The following is a 16,389-nucleotide window of genomic DNA, read 5'->3' as shown; positions in this document are numbered from 1 at the left end:
CCCTGAGGCACCAACGAAAGGCTCTGCTCGTGGAAATCCGCATCGGAATCGTCAACTCGCCGCGCGAGGTCAGCTTCGAAACCTCCCAGTCGTCCGCCGAGATCGAGTCCACCGTGACGCAGGCGCTCGAGAGCAAGACCACCTTCGTCAAGCTCAGCGACGACAAGGGCAAGGTCTACCTCGTGCCCACCGCGGGCATCGCCTACGTCGAGATCGGCAGCGAGGAGTCGCGCCGCATCGGATTCGTCGGCTAGGGTCGCAGCGTGGAACTGCTCTTCGTCGCCCTCGGTGGCGCCATCATCGGCCTCGCCGTCCGTTACCTCCTGCCTCACCGCTCCGAGCACGGGGTCGTTCTGATCCCCGCGATCGGAACCGCCGTGGCATCCGTGCTCTGGGTCATCCTGACCTGGGCGGGCATGCCCTACGACGGCGGCTGGATCTGGTGGATCACCCTCATCGCGTCCGCCCTCGTGAGCCTCGCCGCCGCGTTCCTCATCGGCCGCCGCCGCAGCGAGAGCGACCAGAAGATGCTCTCGCGGCTTATGAAGGCCGGCGTTCCCGCCACTCGCTAGACCGGTTCTCGAACGGATTCGCGAGTCGCGGCATCCGGCGCGGGAGTCAGGCGGTGAGGCCCAGCGCGTCCATACGACGGGTGTGGGCGGCGATGAGCTCGGTGAAGACGGGCTCGATGCGCGACTCGTCGGAGGCGGCATCCCCCGACAGGCTCAGGCCGCTGCGTGCCAGCAGCAGCGTGTCGCCCACGAGCCTGCGCCCCCACATGGCCAGGCGCGAGCCCAGCACGGGGTCTGCGGCGATCGCCTCGCCGAGCATCTCGACGATCTGCTCCCGGCCCGAGTCGGCCGCGAGCACACTCGCGACCCGGGGGCCGAAATCGCCCGGCAGACCCGAGGCGAGGCTGATGAAGAAGTCGTCGAGCAGGCCGGCCGTGAGGTGGTTGCTGAGAAGCGCCTCGTGCCAGCGCGCACCCTGGGTGGCGCGCTGGTAGCGGTCGATCGCCTCGGCGAAGGGCGCCATGACGGCATCCGGCTCGGCACCACGGCGGCGGATCTCGGCGATCACGCCCTGGTGCTTCGCGAGAGCCGCGGACGCCGCGGGGCTCAGCCGCTCCTTCGACGCGAGATCGGGCGCCATCGACACGGTGCGGGCGATCGACTCGAACTGGTCGAGCTGCAGGTAGGCGACCTGGCCGAGGTAGCTCATGGGCTCGGGCGTCAGCTCGTCGAAGCTCACCCGGAGCGTCGCGGTCTGCTCGCCACGAGGTCGCAGACGTGGAAAATCGGACAGAGCGCCGCGTCGTCGAAACCAGGAAACCACGAGGCCAGCTTAGAGCGTGCGGCGGCGCGCGAGACGTCTCCGGATGCCGTCACCGGCCAGTCACCGGCCAGTCATCGGCGGGCTCCCGGACTCGTGCCGTAAGCTGGGCGCGCCCCGGCGATGGATCGGCGGCCCTACGCCTGGCGAATGAAAGAGGCGTAGAACTCTCTCCCAACGACAGGTACAAGGTACGTCAGTGACTTTCAGTGAACTCGATATCGAGCAGGACATCGTCGATGCCCTCGCGAGCAAGGGCATCATCGAGCCCTTCCCCATCCAGACCCAGACCATCCCCCTCGCCCTCGCCGGCCAGGACATCATCGGCCAGGCGAAGACGGGAACCGGCAAGACCTTCGGCTTCGGCCTCCCGATCATCCAGCGCCTCGGCCCGGATCCGGCGCCCGGCGTCAAGGCCCTCGTCGTCGTTCCGACGCGAGAGCTCGCGGTGCAGGTGACCGAGGACCTCGAGCTCGCCACCATGAACCGGCCCACCAAGATCGTCTCGATCTACGGCGGCAAGGCCTACGAGGGCCAGATCGCCCAGCTCAAGGCCGGCGCGCAGATCGTCGTCGGCACCCCGGGCCGCCTGCTCGACCTCGCGGGCCAGCACCTCCTCGACCTCTCCAACATCGAGGAGATGGTGCTCGACGAGGCCGACAAGATGCTCGACCTGGGCTTCCTGCCCGACATCGAGAAGCTCTTCTCGCAGACCCCGGCCGGCCGCCACACGATGCTCTTCTCGGCCACGATGCCGGGCATCATCGTCGCCCTGGCCCGTCGTTTTATGTCGAAGCCCATCCACATCCGCGCGACGGACCCCGACGAGGGCCTCACCCAGGCCAACATCGAACACCTCATCTACCGCGTGCACCCGATGGACAAAGACGAGGTCATCTCGCGCATCCTGCAGGCCGAGGGCCGTGGCAAGACCGTGATCTTCACGCGCACGAAGCGCTCCGCGGCGAAGATCGTCGAAGAGCTCAACGACCGCGGCTTCAACGCCGCTGCCGTGCACGGCGACCTCAACCAAGACCAGCGCGAGCGGGCCATGGCCGCGTTCAAGGCCGGCAAGAAAGACATCCTGATCGCCACGGATGTCGCGGCACGCGGCATCGACGTCGACGACGTGACCCACGTCATCAACCACACCATCCCCGAAGACGACAAGGCCTACCTGCACCGCGTGGGCCGCACGGGCCGCGCGGGCAAGACCGGCATCGCGGTCACCTTCGTCGACTGGGACGACCTGCACAAGTGGGCACTCATCAACCGCGCCCTCGAGTTCGGCCGCCCCGAGCCCGTCGAGACCTACTCCTCGTCGCCTCACCTCTTCGCCGAGCTCGGCATCCCCGAGGGCACGAAGGGCCGGCTCAAGCCGTCCTCCATCGAGCCGGCCGCACGTCAGCCGCGCGAGCGCTCCGGTGATCGTTCGAGTGAGCGCTCGGGTGAGCGCTCCGGCGACCGCCCTCCGCGCAACCGCAACCGCAGCCGCGGCGAGGGCTCGTCGCCCGAGGCCCGTCCTTCGGGCGAGGAGAACGTCGCGAGCGCCACGGGCGTGCACGACGGCACCGGCTCGCAGCACCGCGACGGCAACAGCGCCCCGCGCCGCCGCAACCGCACCCGCCGCCGCGCCGCCGCCCCTGAGTAGCCGCCCCGCGCAACCCGCCTCCCTTCATCCTCGTCATCACTCAAAACGACGGAGATTCCGCCCCTTTTCGCCCCGAACCACCGTGTTCGGGCCGATTTCGGGCAGAATCTCCGTCGTTTTGAGTTCAGGGGCGGCTGCGTCGGCACGGAACAGGGTCGACCCCGCGACATCCTGAGCAGGATGCCGCCACGCCCACGTGTCGCGCGATCATCCTGTTCAACGTTCCCGCCCTCGGCCCTCCGCCCTCGCTTCCTCCCTCCCTCCTCAAAACGACGGAGATTCCGCCCGGATCGGCCCTGAACACGTCGTTTTCGGCCGAAAAGGACGGAATCTCCGTCGTTTTGAGTAACTGTTGAGTGACTCGGGGCGGGCGAGGGCGGGGCGGGATAGGCAGAGCGGGGCAAGCTAGGCAGGGCGGGCTAGGCACGGCCGCAAGGAGACCGGTCAGGCGTAGACGGGCGCCGAGCCCCGGCCCTCGGCGATGATCGCCTCGAGCACCTCGGGCGCGGTCGTGTTCTCGCCGAGCCGATTGGGCTTGCCCGCGCCGTGGTAGTCGCTCGACCCCGTGACCCGCAGCCCGAACTGGGCGGCGAGCTCGAGCAGCCGCTCCTTGCCGTCGGGGGTGTTCTCACGGTGGTCGACCTCGAGCCCGAACAGTCCGGCGTCGACGAGCTTCGCGAGGTAGTCGGTCGGCACGACCCCGTCGCGCCCGCGGGTGGCCGGGTGCGCGATCACGGGCACTCCCCCGGCGCCGCGCACGAGGCGCACGGCCTCGAGCGGGCCGGGTGCGTAGTGCGGCTCGAAGTAGCCGTTGCGCGGATGCAGGATGCTCTCGAACGCGGCGCTGCGGTCGGGCACGTAGCCGCGTGCCACGAGGGCGTCGGCGATGTGCGGGCGGCCGACGGTGGCGCCGTCGGTGGTCTGGGCGAGCACGTCGTCCCAGGTGAGGGCGTAGTCGACGGCGATGCGGTTGACGATGTTCTCGGCGCGCGTGAGCCGGGCGTCACGGATGCGGGCCATCTCACCCGTGAGCGCGGCGTCGGTGGGGTCGAAGAGGTAGGCGAGCAGGTGCACGCTCCTCCAGCCGTGGCGGGTGCTGAGCTCCATGCCGGGCACGAAGGTGACTCCGGTGAGCGCGACATCCGCCGAGGCATCCGCCCAGCCCGAGGTGGAGTCGTGGTCGGTGATCGCGACGGTTCCGAGACCGGCGGCCGCCGCCGAGCGCATGAGCTCGGTGGGCGTCTCCGTGCCGTCCGAGACGCTGCTGTGGGTGTGCAGGTCGATCGGGGTGCGGAAGGGCAGCGCCGAGGACATCCTCTCAGTGTATGCGCGTCGCCGGGGGCCCGGCACGAGCCGCTCCGAGGGTCGATCCCGACCAGCGCCCGACGATGATCCGTGAAAAATGTCACATGCTACATTCGGCCCGCCGGGGTGGGACAATGGCCCTATGGCGAACTCGACCGACACCACGACATCAGCGACGATCCGGGCTACCGAGAACCGTTCGACGACCCCCAGCTCAGAGAGCTTCAAGGAGTACATCGGCACCAATTGGGCCGAACGCGAGGAGGTGCTGCCCCCCGCGCGCGAACAGGCCGTCTATGCGGCCGCCCGGCGCTCGCGCCTCTCCTCCCGCTACCCGGGCCAGAGGATCATCATCCCGGCCGGCAGCCGCAAGCAGCGCTCGAACGACACCGACTACCAGTTCCGCGCCCACGTGAGCTTCACCTGGCTCACCGGCTGGGGCTCCGACTCCGAGCCCGGCGCCGTGCTCGTGCTCGAGCCCACAGCCGAAGGCCACGACGCCACCCTGTACTTCCGCGAGCGCGCCGGCCGCGACTCCGACGAGTTCTACGCCAACCCCGAGATCGGCGAGTTCTGGATCGGCGCGCGCCCCTCGCGCGCCCAGGTCGCGAGCGATCTCGCCCTCGCCACCCGCGGCATCGCCGAGTTCGAGGCCGTGCTCGGCACGGTCGGCACCGAGACCCTGCTGCTGCGCGAGGCCGATCCCGCGCTCACCGAGCGGGTGGATGCCGCGCGCATCCGTTCCTCCGCCGAGCGCGCCCTCGGCACCAACGCGAGCGACGCACCCTTCAGCATCGAGTTCGGCGCGGAGCACGACCCCGACGCCCAGCTCGCCCGCGACCTCTCCGAGCTGCGCCTCGTCAAAGACGCCTACGAGATCGCGCAGATGCGTCTGACCGTCGAGGCGACCTCGCGCGGCTTCGACGACATCATCCGCGAGCTGCCCCGCATCAGCCAGAACGAGCGCGGCGAGCGCATCGTCGAGGGCGTCTTCTACACGCGGGCCCGCCTCGACGGCAACGCTCCGGGCTACGACACGATCGCGGCATCCGGCCCGCACGCCTGCGTGCTGCACTGGACCCGCAACGACGGCCCCGTCGTCGACGGCGACGTCATCCTCATCGACGCCGGCGTCGAGGTCGACAGCCTCTACACGGCCGACATCACCCGCACGCTCCCGGTCAACGGGCGCTACACCGACGCTCAGCGCAAGGTCTACGAGGCCGTCCGCGAGGCAGCGGATGCCGCGTTCGCGATCGTGCGCCCCGGCATCCGGTTCCGCGAGCTGCACCAGGCCGCCATGAACGTCATCGCCGCGAAGACGGCAGAGTGGGGCCTGCTGCCCGTGAGCGCCGAGGACTCCCTGCTGCCCGAGAACCAGCAGCACCGCCGGTACATGGTGCACGGCACGAGCCACCACCTGGGCCTCGACGTGCACGACTGCGCGCAGGCGCGCCGCGAGCTGTACATCGACGGCATCCTCGAGCCGGGCATGGTCTTCACGATCGAGCCGGGGCTCTACTTCCAGCCCGACGACCTCACGGTTCCCGAGGAGCTGCGCGGCATCGGCGTGCGCATCGAAGACGACATCGTCGTGACCGCGGACGGCGGCGAGAACCTCTCGGCCGGCATCCCGCGCTCGGCCGACGAGGTCGAGGCCTGGATCGCGCGCATCCAGGGCTGAGCGAGCCGGCTGAGCAACGAACGAGACGGCTGAGCAACGAACGAGACGCGGGCCCGTCGGCAGAACCCCTGCCGGCGGGCCCGTCGCCCGTCAAGCGAGGGCGCTATCCGAAGGGCGCGGGTGGGTCCGAGGGGTGCGGAGGCGCGTCGTCGACGCCGCGCAGCACGTTGCGGGCCTTGTGAAGCAGCTCGGGGTCGACGAGAACCGTGTAGCTCGAGGCCATGACCTGGGTCACCGAGGTGAAGGTGCGGCGACGCCTGTTCACCGAGTAGGTGACGACGCCGAAGAGCATGCCGAAGCCGGCGCCCATGAGCAGGGCCGCGCCGAGCACCGCGAAGCTCGTGAGGGTCGGCGAGAAGATGACGAGCACAAGACCCAGGAAGAGCCCGATCCAGGCGCCCGTCGCGGCGCTCGCGAGGGCCATCCGGCCGTAGGTGAGCTTGCCCGTGATCCGCTCGACGGTCTTCAGATCGCTGCCGATGATCGAGAGCTGCTTGACCGGGAAGTCGGCTTTCGCGAGCTTCTCGACGCTCTCCTGCGCCTGCGCGTAGCTCTCGTAGGTCTCGAGCACCTCCCCCGTGGGCAGGGTGGGGAACAGTCCCCGGCCACGTCCACCGAATGCTCTCTGGTTGCTCACAGGCTTCATTCTTCCATGTCCACCTGGGCTTCATCGCAGAAGCCCTCAGGCTGCGGGGGTGCATGCGGACTAAGTTATACATGTGAGCGCCACCAGAATCTTCGTCGCCAGATTGGCGGGATGCACCGTTTTCGACCCCGCGGGTGACCGGGTCGGCAAGGTGCGCGATGTCCTCGTGGTCTATCGCCGCAGCGATGCGCCCACCGTCGTGGGCCTCATCGTCGAGATCCCGGGCAAGCGCCGGGTCTTCGTCTCGATCGGGCGCGTCACGAGCATCGGCGCCGGCCAGGTCATCACGACGGGCCTCATCAACGTGCGCCGCTTCGAGCAGCGCGGCGGCGAGGTGCGGGTGATCGCCGAGATGCTCGGCCGCAAGGTCGTCTTCGCCGACGGCTCCGGCGAGGGCACGATCGAAGACGTCGCGATCGAAGAGGTGGGCCCGAGCGATTGGGAGATCAGCCAGCTCTTCGTGCGCAAGCCGAAGACCGGCTCCTCGCCCTTCGGCAAGGGCCCCACGGTCTTCGCCACCTGGCGCGAGGTCAGGGAGAAGACGACGGCCGGCCAGGCCCAGTCCGCCGAGCAGCTCATCGCGACCTACTCCGAGCTGAAGCCCGCCGACCTCGCCAACACCCTGCTCGACCTGCCCCGCCAGCGCCGCCTCGAGGTCGCAGAAGAGCTGCCCGACGGCCGTCTCGCCGACGTGCTCGAGGAGATGCCCGAGAGCGAGCAGGTGCGCATCCTCGCGACCCTCGACGACGACCGCGCGGCCGACGTGCTCGATCAGATGCAGCCGGATGACGCGGCCGACCTCATCGCGCAGCTGCCCGACGGCCGCGGCGAGCACCTGCTCCAGCTCATGCAGCCCGAAGAGGCCGACGACGTGCGTATGCTGCTCAGCTACGCCCCCGACACCGCGGGCGGCCTCATGACGACGGAGCCCATCATCCTCTCGGCCGATGCGACCGTCGCCGAGGCCCTCGCCCTCATCCGCCGTCACGAGCTCGCCCCCGCCCTCGGCGCGGCCGTGTGCGTCACCCTGCCGCCGTACGAGCCGCCCACGGGCCGCTTCCTCGGCATGGTGCACTTCCAGCGGATGCTGCGCTACCCGCCGCACGAGCGGCTCGGAACCCTGCTCGACCAGGGCCTCGACCCCGTCACCGCCGACACCTCGGCCGCCGAGGTCTCGCGCATCCTCGCGAGCTACAACCTCGTCTCGGTTCCCGTGGTCGACGACAACGGCCGTCTCGTCGGGGTGGTGACCATTGACGATGTCCTCGACTACCTCCTGCCCGACGACTGGCGAAGTAACGACGGCGGCGACACGCGAAAACGTGCGGCCGCCCGCTATCAGACCCCCACAGGAGCTATCCCCGTGATCCGAGGAAGGAGGACCGGCAATGGCACGAGCTAACAGAGCCGACATCCGGCTGGACGCCCCCAAGGGCCTCCGCAGCACGGTCCTCCCGATACGCCAGCGCGTGAGCCGCGACCGCTTCGGCCGGTTCACGGAGTGGATCGCCCGCAACATGGGAACCCCCGTCTTCCTGCTGGGGCTCACGGTCTTCTGCGCAGCCTGGATCGTCTTCAACACCGTCGCGCCCGAGTCGTGGCGGTTCGACTCCGCCGCGATCGGCTTCACGGCGCTCACGCTCATCCTCTCGCTGCAGGCCTCGTACGCGGCGCCGCTCATCCTGCTCGCCCAGAACCGCCAGGACGACCGCGACCGCGTGCAGATCGAGCAGGACCGCCAGCGCGCCGAGCGCAACCTCGCCGACACCGAGTACCTCGCACGCGAGGTCGTCGCGCTCAGGCTCGCGATCAAAGACATGGCGTCGAAGGACTTCATCCGCGCCGAGCTGCGCTCGATGCTCGAGGAGCTCGACCGGCGCGACGAGGCACGCGAGGAGGACGCGGAGGCGGAGGACGCCGCGACCCCCGCGCCCCGCGGGGAGCGCCCTGGTGGCTGACGCCGCCCGGGAGGCCGCCGCCCGGGAGGCCGCCGTGCGGGCGGCGCTCGTCCGGGTGATCGACCCCGAGATCCGCAAGCCCATCACCGAGCTCGACATGGTCGACGCCGTGACGGTGACGGATGCCGGAGCCGCGACGATCGCGATCAGCCTCACGATCGTCGGCTGCCCCGCCGCCGACGCCATCGAGCGCGACGTGCGCGAGACGGTCGCCTCGGTGCCGGGGGTCACGGGCGTGACCGTCGAGGTGGGCGTCATGACGCCGGAGCAGCGCCGCGCCCTCACGGAGCGCCTGCGCGGCTCGAAGACCCGCGGCATCCCGTTCACGGCCGACTCGCTCACACGCGTCTACGCCGTCACGAGCGGCAAGGGCGGGGTCGGCAAGTCGACGATCACGGCGAACCTCGCCGTCGCGCTGGCGCAGAAGGGCCTCGCCGTGGGAATCGTCGACGCCGACGTGTACGGCTTCTCGATCCCCGGCATCCTGGGTCTCGTCGACGAGGCGGGCATCGCGCAGAAGCCGACGCGCGTGAACGACATGATCCTGCCGCCCGTCGCCTTCGACGTGAAGGTCATCTCGATCGGCATGTTCGTCGACGGCAACGCGGCCGTCGCCTGGCGCGGGCCCATGCTGCATCGCACGATCTCGCAGTTCCTCACCGACGTGTACTTCGGCGACCTCGACGTGCTGCTGCTCGACCTGCCCCCCGGCACGGGCGACATCGCGATCTCGATCGGCCAGCTGCTGCCGCACGCCGAGGTGCTCGTGATCACGACGCCGCAGCCGGCGGCGGCCGACGTCGCCGAGCGGTCGGGGGTCGTCGCCCGGCAGACCGGCCAGAGCGTCTTCGGGGTCATCGAGAACATGGCGGGGCTCGTGCAGCCCGACGGCAGCGTTCTCGACCTCTTCGGCACGGGCGGGGGCGAGGAGGTCACCCGCCGGCTCTCGGAGGGCCAGAGCAGGCCGGTGCCGCTGCTCGCCTCCGTGCCGCTGAGCGTCGCGCTGCGCGAGGGCGGCGACGCCGGGGCGCCGATCGTGCTGGGCGCCCCCGACGACCCGGCGAGCCGCGCCATCCGAAGCGTCGCCGACCGCATCGCGAGCCGCGGGCGCGACCTCGCGGGCCGCAAGCTGGGCCTCTCGCCGCGCTGAGCCCGACCCGAGCCGGACGTCGTCCGGATCACTCGTCTCGCGTCACAGCCCATCGAAGCCACTTGTCTGTGATCGCCGCTTCCACGTCCACTCCCTCGTGCCGAGCCAGGAGGAGGAGATGGGCAAGGACGTCGGCGCACTCGTGCGCGAACGCGATCCGTCTTTCCTCGTCCGACTGCCCACGGTCCTTGCTCATTCCCTTCAGATTCACGAAGGCCTGCGTCAGCTCGCCCAGCTCTTCCTGGAGCTTGAGCAGAAACCACACCTCCGACCGCTCGATGGCGAACTTCGCGGCGTAACCCTGTGACACGTCCTCGACCGACGAGCTGATCTCTTCGATGTGCATGCTTTCGACCCTAGGTTCCGGAGCCTGTCGCGCTCGCAAACTGAACGAATGTGACGTCGCGACCCGCCCCTTCCTCGTCGCAAATGCAGGAAGTTCCACGGTCACCCGGCGTGTGCGGCGGACGGATCGCCGCTCCGACCGACGGGGGCCCTGCATTTGGGAGGGGGAGATTTGGGCGAGAGGGGAAAGGGGGCGAGGGGATGGGCGAGGGCGGCTAACGTGTCCTCATGAGAACGGGGATGGCCGCGGCGGGCGCGATCGCGCTGCTCGCGCTCGTCGGCCTGGGCGGGTGCACTGCGGATGCCGCTCCCTCGCAGTCTCCGCACACCTCAGCGGGCGCCTCCGAGCGCCCCGACGGCCCGGAGGACCCGACGACGACGGGCGACGCGCACGAGCCGGCCACGGCATCCGGCATCTCGGTCGAGATCCTGCAGACCCGGCCCGACTACGCGCGGCGCACCCTGCAGCTGCGTGTGACGAACGGCACGACGCAGGAGGTGACGGTCGTCTCCGCGCGGTTCGACTCCGAGCACTTCGCCGCCCCGAGCACGTGGACGGGTGACGTCGCCATCGGGCCCGGCCTCACCAAGGATCTGAGGGTCGACCTCGCGACGAGCGTGTGCAAGCGGGGAGCCCTTGCGGGCCACGAGCTCGTGACTCTCGGGCTGGCTGCGGCATCCGCGCCGTCCTCCCCCGACACCGCCCCCATCGACGCGCCCTCCCATGCCGCCACCGATCTGGCCGTCACTCCCACCGACAGCAAGGACACCATGTCCCGCATCGAGCGCGAGGACTGCCTCGCCGCCGCGGTCGAGGCGATCGCGCGCATCGTGCCCGGTGAGCTCAGCATCGACGGCTCCGGGCCGGGCGCGACGGCGGCCCTCGAGCTCGAAGTCACCCCCAGCGGCGGCCCGGGCGAGCTGCTGCTCGACTCGATCGGCCCCACGACGCTCCTGGCTCCCGTGTCGGGCGAGCGCTGGGAGATCGAGAAGACGGCGGATGCCGCGACCGCCCCGTTCACCGTCGAGCTCCCTCTGCGCCCTGCACGCTGCGACCCGCACGCCATCGCGGAGGACAAGGTGGGCACGGTGCTGCCGATCGCGGTATCGCTCGACGGCGGCGAGCCGAGCGGCTACAAGCTCGCGGTCGACACGGCGCTGCGCAACCGCCTCTACGAGTTCGTGGCGCTCAGCTGCGGCTTGGGCTGAGGAGCGGCGACCCCGCGATAGGACGCAGAGTCCGACACACGGGGCGTCGCGGCATCCTGCCCGGGATGTCAGGAGATCGAGCCCGTTCTCAGCGAGATGTTCTCCGCGACACCCCCTGCTTCGGCTCTTAGAATGACTCCATGACGGGCACACCCTTGGACTCCGAGATCATCGCCGACCTCGACCACGACATCTCGACCTCGACCGGCTCAACGGTCACCGTGTTCCAGCCGTACACCGGCGAGGCGCTGCACGAGCTGCCCGTCTCGAGCGCCGACGACGTCGACCGGGCCTACGCCCGTGCGCGCCTCGCCCAGCTCGCCTGGGCACGCTCGGGCTTCGCCCACCGCCGTGCCGTGCTGCTGCGGGCCCACGACCTGCTGCTCGCCCGCGAGGAGCTGCTGCTCGACGTCGTGCAGAGCGAGACGGGCAAGACCCGGGGGCAGGCCTTCGAGGAGCTCTTCCAGTGCGCGGGCGTCGTGCGGTACAACGCCCTCGCGGCGCGCCCGGTGCTTCGCGCGCGCCGGCGCAGGGCCGGCATCCCCACCGTCGTGAGCACGCAGCTGCGCTACCGGCCGAAGGGCGTCGTCGGCGTCATCACCCCGTGGAACTACCCGCTCAGCCTCGGCATCATGGATGTCGTACCGGCCCTCGCCGCCGGCAACGGGGTCGTGCAGAAGGCCGACGAACAGGGCGCCCTCTCGGTGCTCGCCGCCCGGCGCGCCTTCATCGAGGCCGGTGTTCCCGCGGAGCTCTGGGCTGTGGTGACCGGCGACGGCGACGGGATCGGCAACGCCGTCACGACGGGCGCCGACTATGTCTGCTTCACGGGTTCGACGACGACCGGCACGAAGGTGGCGGCGCTGGCCGCGCAGAACCTCACGGGCGTCTCCCTCGAGCTGGGCGGCAAGAACCCGCTTCTCGTGCTCGACGACGTCGACCCGCGCGAGGCCGCCGCGAACGCCGTCTACGCGTGCTTCTCCTCGATGGGGCAGCTGTGCGTCTCGATCGAGCGCATCTACGTGCAGCGCCGGGTTGCCGACGCCTTCCTCGCCGCCTTCGTCGCGAAGACGCAGAGCCTCGTGCAGGGCGCCGCCTACGACTGGTCGACGGATGTCGGAACCCTCGTGAGCCCCGCCCAGCTCGCCCGCGTCGAACGCCACGTGGACGACGCCGTGGGCAAGGGCGCCACGGTGCTCACGGGCGGCGAGGCGCGGCCGGAGCTCGGACCGTACTTCTACGCCCCCACGGTGCTCACCGACGTGACCCCGAGCATGCTCTGCTTCGCGCAGGAGACCTTCGGCCCGGTCGTCTCGGTGTACGTCGTCGACAGCGTCGACGAGGCCGTGCGGGCGGCGAACGCGAGCGAGTTCGGCCTGAGCGCCGCCGTGTTCAGCGGCTCCTCGGTGCGGGGCATGCGGGTCGCGCGCCAGATCGAGGCCGGGAGCGTCAACGTCAACGAGGGCTACCGGGCGACGTTCTCCTCGATCGACGCGCCCATGGGCGGCGTCAAGCAGTCGGGGCTCGGCCGCCGCAACGGCCCCGAGGGGCTCCTGCGCTTCGTCGAGCCCGTGACGATCGCCCGGACGACGGGCCTCCTCACGCTGCCGCGCACGGGCGCCGAGTTCCAGGCGATGACCGGGATCATGCGCCTTCTCGTGCGGGCGCTCAAGGCCGTGCGCCGCCGCTGAGGGCGCCTCCTCGGCATCGGGTTCCCCGCCGATCGCGCGACGGCACAGATCCGGGGCGTGGTCGGCGTGCCCCGACCGTCACGCCGGCGTGTCGCTCGAATCCGCGCTCTCGGTGTTCTCCGTGCCCTCGGCCTCGAGAGCCGGCTTCCGCACGAGCCGCACGACCGCGACGAGACCGACGAGCGAGAGCAGGGTGACCCCGATGAAGGCGGCGGACATGCCCCACTGCGAGGCGTCGAGGGCGCTCTGCAGGTAGGCGCTGAAGGTCGGGTCGAAGGTGTTCGAGTGCAGGCCGGTCTGCTCGGCGGCGATGATGTCGTCGCGGAGCTTGGCGTACTGCGCGTCCGTGAGGTCTGCGACGGCCGCCGCGTCGATGTTCTGGTGCAGCCTGCCCACATAGGTCGTGTGGAAGACCAGGTAGAGCAGGGCGATGCCCAGGGCCCCGCCGAACTGCTCCGCCGTGGCGGACACCCCCGAGGCCTGCCCCTGATCGCGATCCCGCACGGTATCGAGGCTCACGGGGTCGTTGACGGTCAGCACGAGCGCGAGCCCGATTCCGTAGACGAGGAAGCCGGGGAAGATGAACCAGTAGTCGGAGGAGTGCACACCCCAGGCGAGCACGAGGCCCGAGAGCGCGAGCACGGCGAACCCCGTCGCGAGGGGCCTGCGGCCTCCCACCCTGTCGTACCAGCGCCCGGCCATCGGCGCGACGAAGATCATCGGCAGCGTCGCCGGGATGAGCGCGAGCCCGGCCAGCCCGGGATCCATCCCGAGGTTGAGGATGAGCAGGAGCGGGAACAGCACGCCGAGCCCCATCTCGGCCATCCCGGCGAGGGTCTGGCTGATGGTGGCGCCCAGATAGTTCGGATGCCTCCGCAGCAGTGCGAAGTCCAGGAGGGGCTCCTTCACCCGGCGCTCGACGATCACGAACAGCACCGCCGCGACGACGGCGAGGATGACCGGCCCGTACACCCCCGGCGACGACCATCCCCATGCCTGCGACTGGGAGAGGCCGAAGACGAGGCCGATGATGCCGAGGGAGAGCAGGAGGGTGCCGGCGAGGTCGACGCGCCGGGGGCCGCTGCCCTCGCGGTCAGGGCCGACGGCGAGGAACGCCGCCACGATCGCGAGGATCGCGAGGGGCACGTTGATGAGCAGCACGGCGCGCCAGTCGAGAACCGAGGTGAGGATGCCGCCGAGCGCGGGGCCCAACGCGCCCGCGATCGCCGCGGCACCGCCCATGAGCCCGAGAGCCCTGCCCCGCTCCTGGCCCGGATAGGCCGCGCTCACGATCGCGATCGTCGTCGGCAGCATAAGTGCGCCGCCGGCGCCCTGCAGCACACGGAAGAGGATGAGGATGCCGAAGTCAGGCGCGAATCCCGCGCACGCCGACGCGCCGGCGAAGAGCGCGGCCCCGATGATGAACACCCGCCGGTGCCCGAAGAGATCGCCCAGCCGGCCGCCCAGCACCAGGAGGCCGGCGAGCGGCAGCAGACTGCCGTTGAGAACCCACTGGACCATCTGCGATCCGACGCCGAACTCGTTCATGACGTCGGGCAGGATCAGCGGCACGGCCGTCTGATCGACCAGCACCATGGCGTTGGCCACGGTCATTGAGACGAGCACGAGCCAGCGTCGGCTCGGGCTGCCGGGGCCGCCGGATCTGCTGCCGCTCTGTCTCATCTCGCTCCGTCCAGGGCGTGCCGCCGTTTGTCCTAGACCATCGTTCTAGCACATCGGCGGCCACCGCCGCAGGACGATCACAAGGCTCGTCGGGCGAGGACCCCCGGCGAACACGGCGAACGCCCTGAACACGGCGAACACGGTGAACGCCTCAACCGCACCGAGCTCGTGGGCTCAGGTGGCCTCGGAGTCGAACGGGGTGCCGGTGGCAGGGGTCATCGGAGCGCTCACGACGGGGTTCGCGGCAGACGAGGCAACGATCCCGGCCGAGGATGCCGCGGCCGCGGCATCCGTCGCCGGCGCCGTCGTGCTCGACCCCGCCCGCGCACTCGACCCCGTCGATGCGCTCGGCCCCGTCGATGCACTCGGCGAGGACACCGGGCTCAGGGTCGGCGGCGAGATCGTCGGGGACGCCGGATCCTCGAGCAGCGCCTCGCGGATGATCCGCCGCGGGTCGTACTGGCGCGGGTCGAGCTTCTTCCAGTCGACGTCGTCGAACTCGGGGCCCATCTCGTCGCGCATCCGGTCTTTCGCGCCGTTGGCCATGTCGCGCAGGGAGCGCACGAAGCGGGCGAGCTGCGCGGCGTAGTGCGGCAGCCTCTCGGGGCCGAGCAGGAAGACGGCGATGACCCCGATGATGAGGAGCTTCTCGAACGTCAGACCGAACATGCTCCAAGGATAACCGCTGGCCGCCGTGCCGCAGCCGTGAGCGGAGCCCAGCGCGCCTGCCCTGCCGCGGCATCCACTGGCCTTACCCTGGAATGCGTTAGGAGCCATGTGTCAGACAAAGTCGCGAACTGGAAGTTCTCCGAGGAGATCATCGTCGAGCCCGAGGCCATCACCCGGGCCCGTCAGCAGTCCCTCGAACTCGGCATCGACCCGGTCTCGCCGGCGGTCGGGGCCCAGGCGGCCGTGGTCGCCGCCGCCACGGGCGCGAACACCATGATCGAGATCGGCACGGGTGTCGGCGTCTCCGGCCTCTGGCTGCTGATGGGCGCCCGCAACGCGACCCTCACCTCGATCGACACCGAGCTCGACCACCAGCAGCACGCCCGCACCAACTTCAGCGACGCCGGCATCAGCACCAATCGGGCGCGGTTCATCACGGGCCGCGCGCTCGATGTGCTGCCGCGTATGAACGACAACTCCTACGACATCGTCTTCATCGACGCCGACCCCGCTCAGGTCATCGAATACGTCGAGCACGGCCTGCGGATGGCACGGCCCGGCGGAACGGTGCTCGTCGCGCATGCCCTGTGGCGCGGACGGGTCGCCAACCCCGCCCAACGCGACGACATCTCCACCGGCTACCGCACGCTGCTGAGCGAGATCGCGTCGTCGAGCGCGGTCATCAGCGCCCTCTCCCCCGTGGGCGACGGCCTACTGCAGATGACCAAGATCCACGCCTGAGCGCACCACGCCTGAGCCCACCACGCCTGAGCCCACCGGAACCCGGGGCGCAAACGGAACGCGCCCCGCAGGATCTGCGAGACGCGTTCGTCAGGATTGAAGTGAGCCCGGTCTATGCGGGCGTGACGACTCCGGCAAGGGCGTCGTGAAGCTCTTTGGCCTCGTCGTCGTTCACCGATACGACGAGCCTGCCGCCGCCTTCGAGCGGAACTCGAACGATGATGAGCCGACCCTCCTTCACGGCCTCCATTGGTCCGTCTCCAGTCCTCGGTTTCATGGCCGCCATGCAGGTCCCCTTTCGTGGATGTTCTCTCATTATCCTCTA

Annotated in this window: 16 protein-coding genes and 1 pseudogene; 10 read left to right on the top strand and 7 right to left on the bottom strand. The window is 70.2% G+C overall.

Annotation, left to right across the window (positions count from 1 at the left end):
* The first annotated feature begins 29 nt into the window (after positions 1-29).
* Positions 30-254 carry a DUF3107 domain-containing protein gene (locus tag CLV54_RS10255; RefSeq protein WP_100344857.1) on the top strand — a complete coding sequence of 75 codons (225 nt, stop codon included), beginning with the start codon at positions 30-32 and terminating at the stop codon, positions 252-254.
* A gap of 9 nt (positions 255-263) precedes the next feature.
* Positions 264-572: a hypothetical protein gene (locus CLV54_RS10250; RefSeq protein ID WP_100344856.1), complete on the top strand. Its 309-nt coding sequence runs from the start codon at positions 264-266 to the stop codon at positions 570-572.
* Between the two features lie 46 nt (positions 573-618).
* On the opposite strand, the gene CLV54_RS10245 is transcribed toward CLV54_RS10250, so the two are convergent.
* Positions 619-1,335, bottom strand: coding sequence for a ferritin-like fold-containing protein (locus CLV54_RS10245; protein ID WP_245861568.1), 717 nt, complete (start codon positions 1,333-1,335; stop codon positions 619-621).
* Positions 1,336-1,531: 196 nt separating this feature from the next.
* On the opposite strand from CLV54_RS10245, the gene CLV54_RS10240 reads away from it, so the two are divergent.
* Complete coding sequence (locus tag CLV54_RS10240) at positions 1,532-2,983, top strand: DEAD/DEAH box helicase (RefSeq protein WP_100344855.1); 1,452 nt, start codon at positions 1,532-1,534, stop codon at positions 2,981-2,983.
* Positions 2,984-3,427: 444 nt separating this feature from the next.
* On the opposite strand, the gene CLV54_RS10235 is transcribed toward CLV54_RS10240, so the two are convergent.
* Positions 3,428-4,297 (bottom strand): PHP domain-containing protein, encoded by an 870-nt coding sequence (locus tag CLV54_RS10235; RefSeq protein ID WP_100344854.1) that lies wholly within the window; start codon positions 4,295-4,297, stop codon positions 3,428-3,430.
* A gap of 133 nt (positions 4,298-4,430) precedes the next feature.
* Here CLV54_RS10235 and CLV54_RS10230 point away from each other — a divergent pair, with 133 nt between their 5' ends.
* On the top strand, positions 4,431-5,972 hold the full coding sequence (locus CLV54_RS10230; RefSeq protein WP_100344853.1) for an aminopeptidase P family protein: 1,542 nt from the start codon (positions 4,431-4,433) through the stop codon (positions 5,970-5,972).
* Positions 5,973-6,075: 103 nt separating this feature from the next.
* Here the strand turns inward: CLV54_RS10230 and CLV54_RS10225 are convergent, their stop codons facing one another.
* Positions 6,076-6,609: a YflT domain-containing protein gene (locus CLV54_RS10225; protein ID WP_245861566.1), complete on the bottom strand. Its 534-nt coding sequence runs from the start codon at positions 6,607-6,609 to the stop codon at positions 6,076-6,078.
* 82 nt (positions 6,610-6,691) lie between these two features.
* Between CLV54_RS10225 and CLV54_RS10220 the strand changes: the two genes are divergently transcribed.
* From CLV54_RS10220 to CLV54_RS10210, 3 genes are read left to right on the top strand one after another with little or no spacing between them, the layout of a single operon-like run.
* Positions 6,692-8,020: a magnesium transporter MgtE N-terminal domain-containing protein gene (locus CLV54_RS10220; protein WP_100344851.1), complete on the top strand. Its 1,329-nt coding sequence runs from the start codon at positions 6,692-6,694 to the stop codon at positions 8,018-8,020.
* Entirely contained in the window at positions 8,007-8,576 is a 570-nt protein-coding gene (locus CLV54_RS10215) for a DUF1003 domain-containing protein (protein ID WP_100344850.1), read from the top strand. The genes CLV54_RS10220 and CLV54_RS10215 overlap by 14 nt, the downstream gene beginning before the upstream one ends.
* Positions 8,566-9,726 (top strand): Mrp/NBP35 family ATP-binding protein, encoded by a 1,161-nt coding sequence (locus CLV54_RS10210; RefSeq protein WP_100344849.1) that lies wholly within the window; start codon positions 8,566-8,568, stop codon positions 9,724-9,726. The genes CLV54_RS10215 and CLV54_RS10210 overlap by 11 nt, the downstream gene beginning before the upstream one ends.
* Positions 9,727-9,754: 28 nt before the next feature.
* Here the strand turns inward: CLV54_RS10210 and CLV54_RS10205 are convergent, their stop codons facing one another.
* On the bottom strand, positions 9,755-10,072 hold the full coding sequence (locus tag CLV54_RS10205) for a pyrophosphohydrolase domain-containing protein (protein ID WP_100344848.1): 318 nt from the start codon (positions 10,070-10,072) through the stop codon (positions 9,755-9,757).
* A 227-nt stretch (positions 10,073-10,299) separates the two neighbouring features.
* Here CLV54_RS10205 and CLV54_RS10200 point away from each other — a divergent pair, with 227 nt between their 5' ends.
* Entirely contained in the window at positions 10,300-11,280 is a 981-nt protein-coding gene (locus CLV54_RS10200; protein ID WP_157802915.1) for a hypothetical protein, read from the top strand.
* Positions 11,281-11,420: 140 nt separating this feature from the next.
* The gene (locus CLV54_RS10195; RefSeq protein WP_100344846.1) at positions 11,421-12,971 is read left to right on the top strand and encodes a succinic semialdehyde dehydrogenase; all 1,551 of its coding nucleotides are present in this window, start codon (positions 11,421-11,423) and stop codon (positions 12,969-12,971) included.
* A gap of 78 nt (positions 12,972-13,049) precedes the next feature.
* On the opposite strand, the gene CLV54_RS10190 is transcribed toward CLV54_RS10195, so the two are convergent.
* Positions 13,050-14,654 (bottom strand): MFS transporter, encoded by a 1,605-nt coding sequence (locus CLV54_RS10190; RefSeq protein WP_100344845.1) that lies wholly within the window; start codon positions 14,652-14,654, stop codon positions 13,050-13,052.
* 381 nt (positions 14,655-15,035) lie between these two features.
* Positions 15,036-15,323, bottom strand: a pseudogene (locus tag CLV54_RS10185) (twin-arginine translocase TatA/TatE family subunit); the annotation flags it as partial.
* Between the two features lie 108 nt (positions 15,324-15,431).
* On the opposite strand from CLV54_RS10185, the gene CLV54_RS10180 reads away from it, so the two are divergent.
* Positions 15,432-16,064: an O-methyltransferase gene (locus CLV54_RS10180; RefSeq protein ID WP_100344844.1), complete on the top strand. Its 633-nt coding sequence runs from the start codon at positions 15,432-15,434 to the stop codon at positions 16,062-16,064.
* 112 nt (positions 16,065-16,176) lie between these two features.
* Here the strand turns inward: CLV54_RS10180 and CLV54_RS10175 are convergent, their stop codons facing one another.
* A complete protein-coding gene (locus tag CLV54_RS10175) occupies positions 16,177-16,350 on the bottom strand; it encodes a DUF3117 domain-containing protein (protein ID WP_100344843.1) in 174 nt (57 codons plus the stop codon).
* Positions 16,351-16,389: the final 39 nt, after the last annotated feature.

Origin of the sequence: Compostimonas suwonensis (assembly GCF_002797855.1) — a bacterium.
Taxonomy (GTDB): Bacteria; Actinomycetota; Actinomycetes; order Actinomycetales; family Microbacteriaceae; genus Compostimonas; species Compostimonas suwonensis.
This window is presented reverse-complemented; position numbering and strand designations above follow the sequence as displayed.

What these genes read in the sequence shown, in the direction of transcription:
- CLV54_RS10235 (WP_100344854.1), bottom strand. Translation starts at nt 4,297, where the DNA reads ATGTCCTCGGCGCTGCCCTTCCGCACCCCGATCGACCTGCACACCCAC.
- CLV54_RS10230 (WP_100344853.1), top strand. Translation starts at nt 4,431, where the DNA reads ATGGCGAACTCGACCGACACCACGACATCAGCGACGATCCGGGCTACC.
- CLV54_RS10215 (WP_100344850.1), top strand. Translation starts at nt 8,007, where the DNA reads ATGGCACGAGCTAACAGAGCCGACATCCGGCTGGACGCCCCCAAGGGC.
- CLV54_RS10205 (WP_100344848.1), bottom strand. Translation starts at nt 10,072, where the DNA reads ATGCACATCGAAGAGATCAGCTCGTCGGTCGAGGACGTGTCACAGGGT.
- CLV54_RS10200 (WP_157802915.1), top strand. Translation starts at nt 10,300, where the DNA reads ATGAGAACGGGGATGGCCGCGGCGGGCGCGATCGCGCTGCTCGCGCTC.
- CLV54_RS10195 (WP_100344846.1), top strand. Translation starts at nt 11,421, where the DNA reads ATGACGGGCACACCCTTGGACTCCGAGATCATCGCCGACCTCGACCAC.
- CLV54_RS10190 (WP_100344845.1), bottom strand. Translation starts at nt 14,654, where the DNA reads ATGAGACAGAGCGGCAGCAGATCCGGCGGCCCCGGCAGCCCGAGCCGA.
- CLV54_RS10175 (WP_100344843.1), bottom strand. Translation starts at nt 16,350, where the DNA reads ATGGCGGCCATGAAACCGAGGACTGGAGACGGACCAATGGAGGCCGTG.